The sequence below is a fragment of the Sinobacterium norvegicum genome (assembly GCF_923077115.1).
Taxonomy (GTDB): Bacteria; Pseudomonadota; Gammaproteobacteria; order Pseudomonadales; family Sinobacteriaceae; genus Sinobacterium; species Sinobacterium norvegicum.
Genome location: NZ_CAKLPX010000001.1, coordinates 1417307 through 1434360 on the forward strand (window position 1 = coordinate 1417307; position 17054 = coordinate 1434360).

Sequence of the window (17054 nt, forward strand, 5' to 3'; positions counted from 1 at the left end):
GACTGACCAAACGACAATGTCGTTAGTCAGCGTAGTGCATGCTGCGGTGTTTGCCTGGGCAATAAACCGGCAATAAAAAAGGGGCGGTGTGGATTAACACCGCCCCTCTCTGGTCTGTCAGCTATCGCTGGCGGCGATTAATGACCGCTCAGCTTACGCTGCACAAAGCGATAAGCACGCTTGGCAATCTTGCTGCCGATACGCTGGCCGGCGGGAACCGAGGCGGGAAAGTGAACGCCAGACCAAACGCGGCTGTCACCGCACTTTTGCTCCAAGTCACTCCAGCTATCAAACTCTAAAACGATATCGTAAGCCGGGGTTAAACCGGGTTCGACCCGAGAGCTGCCAGCCGCCGTTGGCACCACATAACCCAAGTCATCGCTGCCTAAAAACAGGCGACTGGTTTCGGCGTGGGCGGCACAAAAACTGGCCGAGGCCGAGGGGTATTCAGGGTGATCGGCAACACCGAGATAACTGGTCCACTGCTTAGCCGGCAAGTCTGTTACCGTGCCCTGATAAGCACCGCCCCAGGCTGTGACCGGTTGATCGCCATAGATATGCGCAATCGCCGAGAAGGGGCGTACGGCATTGTGACGGCGTTTTTCCTGCCAGATTATAATCGAGGTGTCATAGGCGGCCATATTGGTCAAAAAATCATACTGAATAAACTCCATTAAACTCAGGCCCTGGGATTGAGCGGCAAAGACGGCGGAGAAACCAAGGCTGAAAATCTTATTATCAAACAGCTCGGCGTACATTTTTTGCTCGTCCGTCATATTGGCCGATGCCTCTAAAACAGCATTAGCCTGGGCCACATACTGGCCCCAGTTTTCGACATTACTGGCGCGGGGCACCGGTGAACGGAAGCGTTTAGGGCTTCGATAGCTGTACGGCTCGGTCAGCATTAACTGCGGGGTGACAAACTGCTGCACCTTGAACAAACCGTGGCCACTGGCGACGATGGCCGGCTGCCATTTCGACGGGTCGGTCAACGTATAGGCGGTGTTGACCGGCTCGAAGTTGGTGTAATCGGCATAGGCCTGCTGATGATAAAGTTGGTCGCCCTCATTGCCGAGCTGGTTCATGCCATCGTTCTGGCGCGCCAACACCACCGCCTGACCGGCCTGATTACCGATGCCTACCGCGGTGGTCAAATCCTGCGATTGATCATCGGGGTTTAAGCCGGCATTTTGCAGCATTACCCGCCACTCGCCGTTGCGCGCAGGGTAGAGGCTGCTCAGTACGTGGTAGGAGGCGTGCAACAAGGCGGTGTTAATCGCCGTATTATCATCGCTCTCATCCGCAGGTCGGCGGCCTAAGTCCGAGTAAACCCCCGTGGCTGTTGGGTGGTAGGGCGCGGCGGCATCAAACCAGCCATTGGTAATCAGCGTCGTGGTACGCAATACCAATGTGGCATCACCGCCACTGGGTGAGGCCTCAAAAATAGCCGGCACAGCCGCGGGGATGACAATCTCCACCGCCGCATTACCGGTGTCGAGATCATAGGCCAGCGCATGGCCGCCAGTGGTCAAAGCCAGCAGCGCACTGCTGGAGAGGGTTAACAGTATTTTTTTAATCGTCATTATCGCGTCCAATTTTATCCATAAAAGTGGTGAGTATTAACCGCCGAAAATGCTGCCATCTTTGGCGGCGGAAAAATACTAGCACAGCCTTTTAACCACCGATAAAATTTTAATCAGACTCTATTAAAAAAATCTCCTTTTCGTTAATTACGTCACTAATCAGAAAAAACAAACCCTTAATTTGTCGCATAATTTCTATATTTATCATCGACAATTCAATTTCTTAAAAAACTTATTCAATACATTATTTATGTCAATCGGAATAAAAAGTGCCGCACTGACATCACCACCGATCAACCCTTGACGATGGCTTGAGCCTTGGCCAGTGTTTGCGCCGAGGGCGACTGTTCCAGCAAGGCCTGAACGCTGTCGACCAAGCTCAACACAAACAACTCGTTATCGAGTCCCTGGGGCAAGGCCTGCGGTGACTGCACCGCCTGCGCATAGCTGGCCAGGCTGTGAAACAGGGCCGACAGCGTCACAATCACCCGGCTAAAAATCAGCGCCTCTGGAATCGCCTGCTGCACCTGAGAGATATAACCCCAAATTCGCTCAGACGAGAAATGCGACTCGATATCCGATAAAAACAAGTGGGGAAAATGCTGCTTGCCGATCAACTGCGCCGCAATCTGAATATAACTGAGGCCGCCGGGTATCGATAAACAGTTGGCCAGCGGGATGACGATGGCCTCTGCCACTAATCGACTGGTCACCTCGCCATCACGGTCGATGGCGTCGAGCAGCTGGTTTCTGTCGGCGGTAATCTTCAGCAGATACTTCTCCATAATGGCATCGACCAACTGCTGCTTGCCGCCAAAATGGTATTGCAGTGCCGAGCGGTTTTTCTGACCCGACTTATCGTTGATCTCACCGAGGGTGACATGTTCCACCCCCTTGGCGGCGAACAATTTCTCGGCCACTGTCAGTATTTTGGCCCGCGTGGCTGCCGTATCTTGACGCATAAATCACTACCGTATTAATTAAGAAATTAAGCTTAAGTACATAATACCAGTAAAAACTCAAACAATAAATCCAGCTATTTCCTGTTGAAATATACCTATCATTGCCATAACCTAATTAAGATATGACTCTTAAGTTATATACGGAGATACCATGTACAAGCATTACTCAATCGGCTTTTTAGTGGCCGCCTGCCTACTCTTAAACGGCTGTGACACGGCAAAAAAAGAGAACAACACAGCCCCAGAGCCCGCGTCACAGCAGGTTTTTCAACAGCAGGAGTGGTCGCCAATGACCCGCGATTTAGTCGGCTTTGGCGACAATGACCCCGGCGCCATCAAGATTACCGAATCGGTCTACCAGGCGCGGGGCACCGCTAATATGACGATGATTATCACCGATGCCGGTAATATCATCGTCGACACCGGCCTGCGCAATCAGGCCAAAGAGCTCAAGCGGCGACTGGATCAGATCAGCAGCAACACCGTCAGCCACGCGATTCTTACCCACGCCCACGCCGACCACTACAGCGGCATGAATGTGCTCGACAACGACAAACCCGAGGTCATCGCCCACCGAGAGTTTCTCTACAACCAGCAATACATCACCGACTTAATGCCGTATCTGATGCCGAGAAACCACATCTTTTACCCCGAGGATGTGCCCAACTTACCGGCCATCGGTTATCGTGCCTTGAAAGAAGTCATGCCCATTGTTGAGCCCACGGTCGTCATAGACAGCGCCCCCTATGCGTTTGAACTGGGTGGCAAGCAATTCGTCGTTTACCACACCCCCGGCGCCGAGGGGTACGATAATATTTCCCTGTGGATGCCAGAGCAGAAAATTCTCTTCAGCGGCGATCTGTTCGGCCATATGTTTGGCATGTGGCCCAACTTCACCACCATGCGCGGTGAGCGGGCACGCTTCCCACGCCCCTATATCGAATCGTTAAACCTGGTGCTTGAACTCGAGCCAGAGATTATTGTGCCCAGCCATTTCTACCCGGTGAAGGGGGCAGACTATATTCGCAGCGTGGTCACCAAGACCCGCGATGCGGTGAGCTATGTCGACGATGCCGTCATCGACGGGATGAACGATGGCAAGGATGTGTTTACGCTGATGGAAGAAATCCAGCTGCCAGAAGAGCTCTATCTGTTCGAGGCCCACGGCAAGGTGTCCTGGGGCGTGCGCAGTTTTTGGGAGGCTTATACCGGCTGGTTTGCCCTCAACTCGGCGACGGAGATGTACAGCGTGCCAGTGACCGATACCTACCCCGAGTTGTATCAACTGGCCGGTGGCAGCGACGCTATTTTGCAGCTGGCTGATGCCAAACTGAACAGCGGCGAACTGGAAAAATCTCTACACCTGATCGAAATGGTACAACAGCTAGACGCATCTAACGCTGAGGCCAAGCGCTTAAAGCTGACCACCTTAAATGCGTTACTGCAGCGCTCGGGTAGTACCAACCATCATGAGGTGATGTTTTTACAGCGGCTTATTGCTGAGGCCGAGGAAGAAATTTAAGCTGATGTACTGTCGCCCCAACAAAAAGGGCGACAGCGCTAGGCCAATGGTTAGTTGAGCGTCGTCTTACCCAGTAGCACATTATCAAAGCCGGCAAGCTTTGCCCTCGTTGAGGGAAAATGAAGGGCGATAAGATCTTTTAGCGTCGTGCTGCGTATGTCGGCCAATTCGCCATGACTCCAGCCATTGCTGCTGTTCTCGAACCAGAAGCGGTCACCGCCCCTGCTACGGCTAAATTGATCCGCAATAATGGCGGCAGAAGTAACCCCTACGATACCCTGTTTGGCATTTTTGTTACGCTTGTCACGGCCTTTTTTAAGGCCGTCATCGCAATGTTTACAAACCTGTTCGCTTTCGATGGTCAACCCAACAAAGGGGTCAATCAGGTCGAGGCGCTTGAAGGTATTACGCATGCGAGCGGTATAGGCCGGGTCATCCGTACCGACAATATACTCAAAGCAAGCCAGCGGATCATACTCCTGGCCAGCCGCCGGTGCCGGACAATTTTTACGGCCATAAATGCTGCTATCGGTCCACGCTTCCAACAGTCCATGATAGGAGGGGATGCCGTGGCTTCGGCCACGAAAAACTGAGAAGGCAGGCACGCTTATCGATACATCACCGCTAAAGCAGTTTGAAATATCAATATCGTTGATAGCAATCTCGGCATAGCGGTCAACCCGCTGGGCCCGGCTATTCACCAAGCCGGCAATGATCGCCGCATCCGGCGGTGAGCCACTGGGAATCTGAGCACCGATAAAGGCCATCATCTCATCGACCGGCGCAAAAGCGGTAGACTGTGCCGCTGCCCCTAGGTGAATCCATGGCGCGGCATCCTTAGAGGGACTATTACTACCAAAATAATTAGCCGGCAGCTGCTTTTGATCTGTTGGAATACGGCTAAAGGTCTCCGGATCTAATGGGTAAACGTCGTTGCTTACCATCGAATGACCAAAGCGCATCGCCGCCGCGGCAAAACTGTTACCGGTACGCGGGTCGATGGTCGGATCATAATTTGAATCCCGATAGGGCTTATCTAAACCCGCTTTCTTATAGGCCTTGTTACCGACGATCATCGGCAGCAATTCGTTCATCACCACATTTTGGTAGACACCAATCGTCCAAGCGCGTGCCTTCTGAAAAATCTCTTCATCGGTCAGGCCGAGTTGCTGAGCGGCAATACGTCTGGCATTACGATTGTGCTCGCGCAGCCAGAGGTTCTGAATGGCGGTGATGCCTAAGTTCTCGGTCGCTCTTAGGTCGCCGGCGGCAAAAGCCTTGCTAGGGTCGTTCGTTGAAGCTGATAGCTCATCGAAGGGAACCGGTGGTGAGGTTTCCGAGACAAAGGGCATCCAATCAATACCGTCGGGGACCGTCCATGAAAACGACGATCTGCTAGGGTCGTTAATTGCCGCATAATTGATTGCACAAAAGACATTTTCTAATAGCATCGGCGGCAAACCAAGTACCGCATTAGGACAACTGTAAACGCCGGGGGTCGCGGGCACCAAACCTACACCTGGGACAAAGGCTTGACCAAAGGAGGCTGCAGGCGAGACGCATTTACCAAGATGCGGAAAGGGTTCGGGGATAAACCCCGGTGCACTCTGGACAAACACCTGATCAGCATTCGATAGATCTTCATTAAACATATTCCAAGGTTCACCCGTATTAACATCGACACAATCACAGATATCGCGCGAGGGGGTGTTTCTGTGGTTAAAAGTAAATGTCGAGCGCTCTACCGTTTTTAATAAACCGCCCTCGAAGCTGCGCAGAGCGTTACTTATAACGTCGGTGGGCCCATAGGTTGACGATAAATCAAGAAAAGCCGAGGCGCCGTTGTACTGCTGCGGAATACCGTTGTCGTCGAGGTAATCGACACTGCGCCCACCGAGCAAGAAGTCTCGACCGCTGGCATCCTGCTCGACACCCAGGCCTGCATTTAACGCTAGCGGATCAGCCGGTGGGGAAACGGTAAGCGCGATATCGTGAGTGACAAACTGCATCATATAAACGAGCAACAAGTTTGTATGCGACCACTGACGCTCGGCGTCCTGCTCTATTCTCAATAAATCGGTACTGGCGATAACGGGGTTGGCGATGGCATCACGGGGAGATACGCGGTTAGCGGCATCGACATATTCTGCTGTTTCAAAGCGGCCAAATATACCGTCGGCGATGGCTTCACCACCAGCCTCTGCATCGATATCCCAAGCCACTCCCCAGTTGGGATTTAGCAAATTATTACATCGACCAGTAATGCTGCGTACACTCTGCTCTTCATCACTACAGTCTTCTGCGTAAACAGCGGCGGTGGGTAATGCAGCCAGCAATAACAGTAGCGAACTGCTGGTGAGGGTTGATAACGATTTTTTTATTGTCATTTATTCGTCCAATTTTATCCTTAAAATACCTCGATTTAGGTCGCTATAGATTGACCTTTTGGGTGAAAAAAAAGACTAGCACAGTAATTAAAGAGCAAATGATAATTGCTCAATGCGGCAGGGTTATTTACCACTTTCGTTAAATATGTCACGTCAAATATTCAAGCCCAGCACAGTGATGGCGCTTATTTTCTATTTCCGTTACTGCAGCGTTATACGCTACGATGGCCATCAACCTTCAAATAGGTCTTCAATAACTCATGAACATTTGATTAGACTCAATATTATAGCGGCGCAGACCCTAGCCGACGGCGACAAAATGCTCTATTTTCAAGGGAGTGAAAAACTCAAGCTTGATAGCGCATTCAATAAGGCTAACGACAATGATCAATCGACTACTGCTGATGAAAATCCATACCGTGCTGGCCGCCTTTGCCCTGCCTATCGCCTGCATGTTTCTTGTGACCGGCGCCCTCTATACCTGGGGCATCAAAGGCGATGTGAGCAGCGAGCAATATACGATTGAGTTACAACAACCGCTGCAGCCAGAACTCGATCAGCTGATCGATTTGGCTGAGGTTGCGCTGCGCAGTCACCAGCTGTCAACACCCTCCGGCGGTGCCAAGATCAAAACCGTCGGCGACAGTTTCATGCTGCAATGGGGCGGCGCCCAACGGGAGGTGCTGATCGAGCCGACGGCCGACCCCGGTCTGGCGACACTGACCATTAACGAGGCCAGCGGTTATAAGGTGTTAGTGCAACTGCACAAGGCCAAGGGCAGCGTGCTGTTCAAAATCTACGCCACGCTATTTGCCGGCGCACTGCTGCTATTAATCCTCTCTGGCTTTATCATGGCCTGGCAAACGCCCAAACTGAAAAAGATGGCCTTTACCGCACTGGCTGTCAGCGTCGCTTCGTTTATTGGCTTGGTGTTAATAAGCTAACACTGGCAGCCCTATCTTGCCCGTCGACGGCAAAAGCCTATGATGGCAGCGAGGCATGCCATGAAAACAGACATTTAACCGTCCACAATCACATAGCTGCGACTTAATCGGTCGTGAACATAATTTCCACCCAGACAGAAATTAATCACAAAGATAAACTTAAAGCCCAGTCCACTTAACGCGAAGGCAACCGTACGCCAAAGACCCTGCAGATAGGGCAATCGCTGCAAAGATCTATCGACCACTCTTAAGCCTAACAACTTCTGGCCCGGTGTCGCCTGCTGCGAAGAGCACTGGAAAAGCCAGCCCGACAGCAAGTAGAAACCGAGGCCAGTGAACACACCTGTGGCTGAAAACGCGGCCTCTTCACCGGCAAAAAACAACAAATAGAGCAGCCACTGGGCAAGTTTACAAACAACAATAACCGCGAAAATATCGATCGCCAAAGCCACCAATCGCTTCCCGTCACTGGCAAACTGTATATTTTCGCTGGCCTTATCTTTGCGGTCTTTCCTATGCACAGCCTTACCACCGCGCAACCCTGCCACCGCCTGATCGACAGTGCTTTGCGTTTCACCGGTGCGCGGGGTTAGCGTCAACACATCGTCGACTAATTGATCCGGGAAACGCTGACGCAACGACTCCTCAGCTAGTCGCCAGTCGAACAAACTGTCCAAGTATTTCAGCACTGCACCCTCAACCAAGTGATAGCGCTTTTGACGGTCACTGAGCTGATGATTATGTTCGGCGATTAAATAAAATATTCTGCAACCTAATTGCCAGTGAAAATTTTGATCAAACAAATAGGGTGAGCGGCCAATAAAAGACCAGCTATCAGGCAGGTGTCTGCCATTACCTGTCGATAGCAGCTGCTCAACCTCTGCCACTATCTGATCATAAGCCTGCTCCATCAGCTCGGCTTCATCGACCTGTCTGTCCGCCGCTGTTTGGCTATCATCCACTGATTCAATAGGGTCACTGGGCGAGTCAGCCATGATGTTTTCATCGACAGCTTGATCGACGTCATAGACAGCGTCCTCGACCTCCAGTGGCGAGCCTGTCGCCACCGCCTCCTCAGCTGTCGTCTGCTCTCGGCTGGCAATATACCCCGCCTGTTTCAGCGCCTGTTTATAAGCCGTATGCAACTGCTGAAAGGCGGCCGCATCATCTTCAGGCCGCGTGTGCTTAAGCTTTTTGGCATAGGTACGCTTAATAAGTTTCTTGTCAGAGGTGGGCTGCAACCCCAAAACATCCCAAACCATTAAATCCATTCCTCACTATCTATTTGATCGAGTAATTCCTGTAACCCAGCCTGATGCTTTCTGATCTGCACCGCATTCTGACTATCCAGTACCTTGTCAAACTCGGCAAGCACCTGAGAGAGGTAATCCCGTTTTTCACCTAGGCAGGCCTCGTAGATACGCTCCCCTCTGGCCATCAGCATTCGGTTCATCTCATCCTCGCGCGGGTGAAATTTCATCTTTGCCAGTTTTTTGCGCGTCTTCTCCACCTCTTTCTCCGACAGGCTACCTGGCGTATTATCGATTAACTTAGAAAATACCTTGCCTGTCGAGCATATCGTCACGTCTACCTCTAACAGGCCATTCATGTCGTAGCTATAACGAATATCCAATGACTCCTTACCCGCCGGCCCCTTTGGGATTTTGACATCAAAAGAACCGAGGAAGACGTTTTTAGACACCAGTCGATTTTCACCCTGGTAAATCTTTATCTGGACTACCGTCTGATTACTCTCTGCGGTCTGCACCCGGCGAACCGTACTGACCGGTACAATACTGTTGCGCTCGATAATTGGCAGAAAATAACCGTCGTCACTGCCCTCTGGGCCTCTGACTGCCGTGCCCAGCGTGTAGGGGCAGACATCGGTTAACACCACGTCATCGAGGGCGGCATCGCGACTGATTAGGCCAGCCTGAATAGCGGCGCCACTGGCAACAACCAGGTCTGGGTCAATCGTGCTATCGGGGAAGCGACCAAACAACTTTGCCACCATAGTGCGAAATAATTTCATCCGTGTTGAGCCGCCAACCAGTATGACATTATCTATCTCGCTGGCCGTCATGTCCGCATCGCGAAAAGCGGCTTCTATTGGCTTTCTTGCCCGCAATAACAGCGGCGTCGCCACCTGTGCAAACCAGTCATCTGGCACGGTCCAGTCGACGCTTTTACTGCCCAACTGCAAGGTAAGTGTTTTATTGGTTAAATTGTCGACATTACGCTTAACCGTCTCCAACTGCATGCACAGGGTGCTGGTCTGTTGTGCGCTTAACGCTGAGGGCTGCACCTGATGAATCCGCAATACATCTTTGACCATTTCATCGACAAAGTCCTCACCACCGAGAAAATTATCACCGGCACTGGCATGTACCTCCATCACCCCCTCAAAGAACTCCAGCAGCGATACATCGAAGGTGCCGCCACCCATATCGAGCACCAAAAATGTTCCCTCTTGCTTATCGTGCAGACCATAGGCCATCGCCGCCGCCGTCGGCTCGTTTATCAACCGATTAACGGTTAAACCGGTCAACTCGCCTGCCAACTTTGTTGCCTGGCGTTGATTATCATTAAAATAAGCCGGCACACTGATCACCGCCTCAGTTACCGTCTCGCCCAAGAACTCCTCGGCATCCTCTTTTAACGATTGCAAAATAACGGCAGACAACTCGGTTGCAGTAAACGGTTTCTTGGCTAGATTAACGACATGATCGGTGCCCATTAAGCGTTTAAAAACCGCCACCGTCTGATCGCTGTGGGTGATTAAACGCTCCTTCGCAACGCGACCAACAATTGTCTTATTGTTGTCATCAACACCAACAACTGACGGCGTTAGAAATTCACCAAGACGGTTTGGTATTAACTCAACACTGCCGTTGCGCCAAATACCGCAGGTACTGTTAGTGGTGCCTAAATCGATGCCGATAATGGCCATTGCGTCGTCCCCATCACTATACTTATTATTTATTACTGTTAGTCATCAAGCAGGCGGCATTATATAACGCTTAAACGGCGATGATCTAGCCAATACGGTGGCGGCGCAGAATAAAGCGATGACCAAACTATAAAGACTGAATAAATGTGTTAGTAATGAATATTGAAACGCAACAGCAGTGCTGCGCCAGCATCAGTGCACCCACTATCAGCCATACCCTGAACAGTATAGTGTCGGTAGTACGACGTCAGCCTCCCTGCTGACAAGATCTTGGCGGCGACATTAGCCGACGTAAAGGCAACCTGGTCGACGAGCCTTAAACGTTGCGGTCCTGGCCCTGCCAATACTGCGCTTTGAGCGTTTTTTTATCCGGTTTTCCGATGGCCGTCAGCGGAATGCTGTCGACGAAATCGACGTACTTCGGTGTTTGCACCGAGCCCTTGGCTTCTTTGACGGATTGCATAATTGCGCCCCCTAAGGCATCGCTGGCAGCGGCCGGGTCTTTTAATACAATCACCGCCTTGACTGCCTCGCCCCAGCGATCATCCGGCACACCGATAACCGCCACCTGGGCGACGGCGGGGTTGCTGGAGATGCTATCCTCCACCTCTTTGGGGAAGACATTAAAACCACCGGTAACAATCATGTCTTTTTTGCGATCAACAATAAACAGGAAGCCATCGTCATCCAAGCGGCCGATATCGCCGGTGTGTAACCAACCGCCTTCAAAGGCTTCTGCCGTCTGCTCCGGCAGATTATAATATTGCTGCATGACCAGCGGGCCGCGCACGCAGATCTCACCGGCCTCACCCTTGGCCACAGGCTGTTGCTTGTCATCGAGCAGGGTTAAATGCATCCATGGCGAGGGACGACCACAGGAGGCCAGGCGCTCTGGCTTGCTGAGGTCATGATCTTCCTTGCGCATATTAGTCAGCACCATCGGCGCCTCGGACTGGCCGAAGTACTGGTAAAAAATCTGCCCCCAGCGCTCAATACCCTCCTGCAACCGCGCCGGACTCATCGGCGAGGCGCCATAGAAAATGGTTTCCATACTCAACATATCCGCCGTCTTCGAGCGCTCAGCATCCAGCAGATAATAAATCATCACCGGTACTAACATGGTGGCCGTGATGTGGTATTTTTCGACCATATCGAAAAAGCTGTTGGGGTCGAAGTTTTGTGGCACATACATCGCGCCACCACGCTGTAGAGTGGGCACAAAAAAGGCGGCGGCGGAGTGTGATAATGGCGTGGCAATCAGCAGGCGTAAGGTATCTGGAATCTGCCATTCGGCAGCCTGAATCATGGTCATATAGGCAAAGGCGCGATGGGTTTGCATCACCCCCTTAGGCCGTCCTGTGGTGCCGCCGGTATAGACAATAGTGCAGATATCATCGCCGCTGATGTCTTCGGACACCAGGGGTTTTGGCGCAAAGGTCTTGGACAATTCGAGATAATCTTCACCGACTTCGGTTTCGCCAAAGCTTAACAGATGCTTGAGCGAGGGGACTTTCTCGGCCAAGTCTTGGGCACGCTGCTCATACAGCGTCGGGTCATAAATCAGCGCCTCGACCTTGGCATCATTCAATATATAGGCGTGATCCTCTAAAGAACCCATGGGGTGAAGTGCCGAGCCACAGCAGCCCGATATCTGCATCGCCGCCACGTTGAACAACACCTCCGGCCGATTACCAGAGATCACCGCGATGCGGCTGTCCTTGCCCAGCCCCTTGGAGGCTAACGCCTGAGCAAACTGACTGGTGCCCTCCCTGACATCGGTATAGGTGTGCACCTGATCGCCCAGTACCAGGCACGGTATATCATCGTATCGATTCAACCCTTCGATAATCAGGTCGGGCATGAGGGGCGGTTGATGTATCAGCGAGGTAGTCATGGCGAATCCTTGTGCGGTTTAAGCTAATCGAAAATAGCCTTTGTTATTATTTTTGCGCGGTGAAGGAATACTGTAACCGGCTATCAAATGGAACTCTAGTGGATATATGTTCCTTTTTGTTCATCTTGCCATCTGATGGGGTGGGGTGAGAGTCTGCTGCTGGGCAGGCTATTGCAACCCGTTAGTTATTACGGGTATAAAAACATATTTTATTACTGTCTAAATCTCGTATGTAGGCAGAATGCATATTGGAGCGAACGCCAGGTTCTCCCTCACAGCTGCCACCGAGTTCGAGGGCTTTTTTATGCAAGCGATTTACCTCGTCAATTGAATCAACATGAAAGCCGAGCATCGTACCGTTGCCATTCGATGCCGGGTTTTTATCAAACGGCTCCGCCAAGGCAAACATAAAACGCTCGTTACCCCACAATGTCATACGTCCTTGCCCATGAATTTTATTCAATCCAGTGCCATCAAACAGTTGATCATAATAGGCTACGGCCTGTGCCATATTATTTGTACCAAATACAAAATAATTCATTTCCATGGTAAATACTCAAACAAGGTAAGTGTATAGATTGACGCCTGGAGCCGGCGCTTACTGAAGGTTTTTCAGCGGATAGGATACCAAAAAAACATTGAAGCGAGTATATTTTTTACATACACCCACTCTCTTTGAGGATGCGGGTTATAGATACATAATGCCTCATGCTCAGGCGCTGTTTACTCGCGGCCGGCGCCTTTACTTATTAGACTAAAAATTACTATAGTATCGATCAACACCGATATTAGAAATTATTTTATATCCCTTGTCAGTTAAGTAACTATCAATTTCTGGGAAGTTAATATCATACGACTCAATTTGAAGAATACAGCGATTATCAGCCAATAAATTCTCCATACCACGCAGGGCATTAAGTTCATGTCCCTCTACATCGATTTTAATCACAATTAACTCACCCTTTACCTCTTCAAGGTTGTCCAACCTATCAACCTGAATCACACGCTCTTCAAACTTGCTTTCATCAAGAACATTTATGTTTGTCTCTTTGACTCTAGACCTTCCAGTACTATTTCCAGTATTTCCTAAAAAGGCAATATCACCAGAATAATCACTGAGACCAATAGCCTTAAGACCAACAATATCATGGAGTTTATTGAGTAATAAGTTGGCTTTGAACTGACAAATATTTGCTGGCAATGGTTCGAATGCAACAATTTTTTTTAAGAGCGGTAGTCTTGACAAACTGAGCGTGTACAAGCCTATATTTGCACCAATATCATAAAATATTGTACATTTATGTTTATTCGCTAACTGCATAAGGCAGGCAATCTGTTCCTTCTCATAGCCGCCATCAACAATTAACTTTCGATCAATACTGTTTTTGTAATTTACTAGATAGTCAATACCTTCTCGATTAATCACTCTAAAACGATCTCTCTTAAAACCCCTATATAATGTCCGCTTTAACTTATATATAAACTTCAATGACTTCCCCTCATATTAATATGTAGATGAACTAGCATCCGACACCTCAAACACCGGCGTTTTTTATCGCGTAAAACCGGGAATATAATCGGCATCCAAGCACTATTGAGAATATAATCGAGATATCCTTACATATTTTACGTTAACTGATTCAACCCTATAGAGAAAGTGTTTTCTTGCACTACGATTCAAGGACGACTGTGATGACGAAAACACGTAAGATTCTAGCGTCGCTTGACGCTACCGGCTACGATCAACGTCACCAGTGGATAGAAGATAAAACCATCACATTTTCCGAAAATATTGCCATCGATGTCTGCGCCTATGCCGTCATGCCTAACCATTGCCATGTGGTACTGCATATCAACTATTTATCACTTCTCTAAAGTAAAAAAGCCCTGGCGGTTTATGCCAGAGCTTTAATCATTATTGCACTAACTGAATATTATCCAATGACCAGTCGCGAGAGAAATAGCGTTCATTCGGTGTATATAGTCGGAAATAGGTAAACCATGTTTGTCCTGCCTTAGTTTGCACCCAGTTAGATGGCACGCACCCCTTACTCTGCTCGCAGCTAGGGCCAATAAATACATCGACACTGCCATCGTCGTTGTAAGCCAGTTTATTGGCCGAGTTGATCTCTGCCTGACCCGTGCTGTTAGCGATGAGATTGCGATACTTAGAGTCATAAATTGTCACCGCCCAGAACAGATCTGCCGGCACATCACTGGGCACATTGAGGTGATAGTTGTTGCCGCCATCAAAGCCGATACCACTGGCATCCTCATAGGCGCCAAGATACATCTGACCCGGGCCCGGCTTATCCATCTTCATCGCTTTGGTTGAACCTATCGCCTCATGGAACCAAGCCGCGCGCTCACGCAGTTCACCATGAGTCTCTTGCTGCTGGGTAGAGTCGTTCACCAGCGCCACATACCAGTTCTTATCACCAAAGTAGTTAGCGCCTTCAAAGTTCTTCTTGTAGGTATTATTAATTGCCTGCAGATAACCCAGCTCTTCACCGGCAATAAGCACAGCCTGCTGCTCTTTACTGGGGTTGAATGGCTTTCCCTTTTCAATGCCGAACTGTTTAACCGGGACATCCATAGTTATATTTGACGTTAACTGATTCAATCCTATAGTTACAGTGCTTTCTTACACCACGAATCAAGGATGATTGTGATGACGAAACCACGCAAGGCTTTAGTGTCGCTTGATGCTACCCCCTACTACCACTGTGTATCCCGCTGTGTCCGTCGCGCCTTTTTATGCGGCAACGGTAATAATGGAGTCTGCTTTGAGCATCGGAGGCAGTGGATAGAAGATAAGATCAGCGCGCTTGCCGCTATTTTCTCCATCGATGTCTGCGCCTATGCTGTCATGTCTAACCATTACCATGTGGTGCTGCATATCGATAAAGCAACGGCTGAAAGCTGGTCGGCAGATGAGGTGATTAGGCGCTGGCATCAGCTCTATAAGGGCACAGCTCTTACCCAGCGTTATGTGAGGAATAAGGCTGCTATGTTGCAGGCAGAAATAGATGCCGTCGATGACAGGGTGGAAGAGTGGCGACTAAGGCTGACCAATATCGGCTGGTTTATGCGCAATATCAACGAACCGACAGCGCGGCAGGCCAATCAGGAGGATGGCTGCACAGGCCGCTTTTGGGAGGGCCGTTATAAATCCCAGGCGTTGCTAGATGAGCAGGCTTTAATCAGCTGTATGGCCTATGTCGACCTTAACCCGATTCGTGCTGGCATGAATAAAACACCTGAAGGCTCCCTTCACACCAGTATTCGGCGCCGTTGCCAGCAAGCCAAGGCGGCGTTTTCACCCAATCATCGCCAACAACAAGCCAAAGAGTTGATGCCCATGATCGGCAATCCCAGAAGCAGTATGCCTAAGGGGATAGCGATAAGGCTAACGGATTACTTGGAGCTGGTTGATTGGACGGGGCGAATCATTAGGGAGGACAAGCGAGGGGCTATAGAGCGGCAGCTGCCGCCCATATTGGATAGACTGCAGCTCGACCCTAAGCATTGGCTGTATTTATCACAGCATTTTGAAAGCCGATTTAAGCGCTTGGTTGGCACTGCTTACGCACTAAAACATGGTGCCGAAGCGCTGGGGTATCGACGAACACCGCAGAGCTGCATTCAGCTGCTCGAATAACCGTTACTTTATCAAAAAAAAAAATGACAGGGTTTGTACTCTGGGGCTTCTTCTGCCTGACCCTCAATGAACGGACGTTAAAAGCACCTTACAACGTGATTATTCACTCTAGTCGGTCATAAAAATCTCATATTTTATTTAATAGGCTTAGCCGATTAAACGAATCGGCCAAACTGCTAGGGGTGGATGTCCTTTTATATTTTTTTGGTAAATACTCAAACAAGGTAAGTGTATAGATTGACGCCTGGAGCCGGCGCTTACTGAAGGTTTTTCAGCGGATAGGATACCAAAAAAACATTGAAGCGAGTATATTTTTTACATACACCCACTCTCTTTGAGGATGCGGGTTATAGATACATAATGCCTCATGCTCAGGCGCTGTTTACTCGCGGCCGGCGCCTTTACTTATTAGACTAAAAATTACTATAGTATCGATCAACACCGATATTAGAAATTATTTTATATCCCTTGTCAGTTAAGTAACTATCAATTTCTGGGAAGTTAATATCATACGACTCAATTTGAAGAATACAGCGATTATCAGCCAATAAATTCTCCATACCACGCAGGGCATTAAGTTCATGTCCCTCTACATCGATTTTAATCACAATTAACTCACCCTTTACCTCTTCAAGGTTGTCCAACCTATCAACCTGAATCACACGCTCTTCAAACTTGCTTTCATCAAGAACATTTATGTTTGTCTCTTTGACTCTAGACCTTCCAGTACTATTTCCAGTATTTCCTAAAAAGGCAATATCACCAGAATAATCACTGAGACCAATAGCCTTAAGACCAACAACATCATGGAGTTTATTGAGTAATAAGTTGGCTTTGAACTGACAAATATTTGCTGGCAATGGTTCGAATGCAACAATTTTTTTTAAAAGCGGTAGTCTTGACAAACTGAGCGTGTACAAGCCTATATTTGCACCAATATCATAGAATATTGTACATTTATGTTTATTCGCTAACTGCATAAGGCAGGCAATCTGTTCCTTCTCATAGCCGCCATCAACAATTAACTTTCGATCAATACTGTTTTTGTAATTTACTAGATAGTCAATACCTTCTCGATTAATCACTCTAAAACGATCTCTCTTAAAACCCCTATATAATGTCCGCTTTAACTTATATAAAAACTTCAATGA

The 17054-nt window shown here is 49.3% G+C and carries 14 protein-coding genes; 4 read left to right on the forward strand and 10 right to left on the reverse strand.

The window, feature by feature from the left end:
- Positions 1–137 precede the first annotated feature (137 nt).
- Together L9P87_RS06305 and L9P87_RS06310 are read right to left on the reverse strand one after the other, a co-directional pair.
- Entirely contained in the window at positions 138–1583 is a 1446-nt protein-coding gene (locus tag L9P87_RS06305; protein WP_237443824.1) for a vanadium-dependent haloperoxidase, read from the reverse strand.
- A 293-nt stretch (positions 1584–1876) separates the two neighbouring features.
- Positions 1877–2545 carry a TetR/AcrR family transcriptional regulator gene (locus L9P87_RS06310; protein ID WP_237443825.1) on the reverse strand — a complete coding sequence of 223 codons (669 nt, stop codon included), beginning with the start codon at positions 2543–2545 and terminating at the stop codon, positions 1877–1879.
- Positions 2546–2696: 151 nt separating this feature from the next.
- Here L9P87_RS06310 and L9P87_RS06315 point away from each other — a divergent pair, with 151 nt between their 5' ends.
- On the forward strand, positions 2697–4067 hold the full coding sequence (locus tag L9P87_RS06315) for an MBL fold metallo-hydrolase (RefSeq protein WP_237443826.1): 1371 nt from the start codon (positions 2697–2699) through the stop codon (positions 4065–4067).
- Between the two features lie 50 nt (positions 4068–4117).
- Here the strand turns inward: L9P87_RS06315 and L9P87_RS06320 are convergent, their stop codons facing one another.
- Positions 4118–6454, reverse strand: a complete 2337-nt coding sequence (locus L9P87_RS06320; RefSeq protein ID WP_237443827.1) for a peroxidase family protein — start codon at positions 6452–6454, stop codon at positions 4118–4120.
- Positions 6455–6837: 383 nt separating this feature from the next.
- Between L9P87_RS06320 and L9P87_RS06325 the strand changes: the two genes are divergently transcribed.
- Entirely contained in the window at positions 6838–7398 is a 561-nt protein-coding gene (locus L9P87_RS06325) for a PepSY domain-containing protein (protein WP_237443828.1), read from the forward strand.
- Between the two features lie 74 nt (positions 7399–7472).
- Here the strand turns inward: L9P87_RS06325 and L9P87_RS06330 are convergent, their stop codons facing one another.
- The 5 genes from L9P87_RS06330 to L9P87_RS06350 all read right to left on the reverse strand — a co-directional run bounded on the left by L9P87_RS06330 (position 7473) and on the right by L9P87_RS06350 (position 13731).
- A complete protein-coding gene (locus L9P87_RS06330; RefSeq protein WP_237443829.1) occupies positions 7473–8669 on the reverse strand; it encodes an RDD family protein in 1197 nt (398 codons plus the stop codon).
- A complete protein-coding gene (locus tag L9P87_RS06335) occupies positions 8660–10348 on the reverse strand; it encodes a molecular chaperone HscC (RefSeq protein WP_237443830.1) in 1689 nt (562 codons plus the stop codon). The genes L9P87_RS06330 and L9P87_RS06335 overlap by 10 nt, the downstream gene beginning before the upstream one ends.
- Before the next feature lie 316 nt (positions 10349–10664).
- A complete protein-coding gene (locus L9P87_RS06340) occupies positions 10665–12242 on the reverse strand; it encodes an AMP-binding protein (protein WP_237443831.1) in 1578 nt (525 codons plus the stop codon).
- 181 nt (positions 12243–12423) lie between these two features.
- The gene (locus tag L9P87_RS06345; RefSeq protein WP_237443832.1) at positions 12424–12789 is read right to left on the reverse strand and encodes a VOC family protein; all 366 of its coding nucleotides are present in this window, start codon (positions 12787–12789) and stop codon (positions 12424–12426) included.
- Between the two features lie 207 nt (positions 12790–12996).
- Positions 12997–13731, reverse strand: coding sequence for an FkbM family methyltransferase (locus L9P87_RS06350; protein WP_237443833.1), 735 nt, complete (start codon positions 13729–13731; stop codon positions 12997–12999).
- A gap of 203 nt (positions 13732–13934) precedes the next feature.
- Here L9P87_RS06350 and L9P87_RS06355 point away from each other — a divergent pair, with 203 nt between their 5' ends.
- Complete coding sequence (locus L9P87_RS06355; protein ID WP_237443834.1) at positions 13935–14117, forward strand: hypothetical protein; 183 nt, start codon at positions 13935–13937, stop codon at positions 14115–14117.
- 40 nt (positions 14118–14157) lie between these two features.
- Here L9P87_RS06355 and L9P87_RS06360 read toward each other — a convergent pair whose 3' ends face one another.
- The gene (locus L9P87_RS06360; protein ID WP_237443835.1) at positions 14158–14838 is read right to left on the reverse strand and encodes a DUF1214 domain-containing protein; all 681 of its coding nucleotides are present in this window, start codon (positions 14836–14838) and stop codon (positions 14158–14160) included.
- A gap of 75 nt (positions 14839–14913) precedes the next feature.
- Here L9P87_RS06360 and L9P87_RS06365 point away from each other — a divergent pair, with 75 nt between their 5' ends.
- On the forward strand, positions 14914–15903 hold the full coding sequence (locus L9P87_RS06365) for a transposase (protein ID WP_237443836.1): 990 nt from the start codon (positions 14914–14916) through the stop codon (positions 15901–15903).
- 413 nt (positions 15904–16316) lie between these two features.
- On the opposite strand, the gene L9P87_RS06370 is transcribed toward L9P87_RS06365, so the two are convergent.
- Positions 16317–17051: an FkbM family methyltransferase gene (locus tag L9P87_RS06370; protein ID WP_237443837.1), complete on the reverse strand. Its 735-nt coding sequence runs from the start codon at positions 17049–17051 to the stop codon at positions 16317–16319.
- Between the last annotated feature and the right edge of the window lie 3 nt (positions 17052–17054).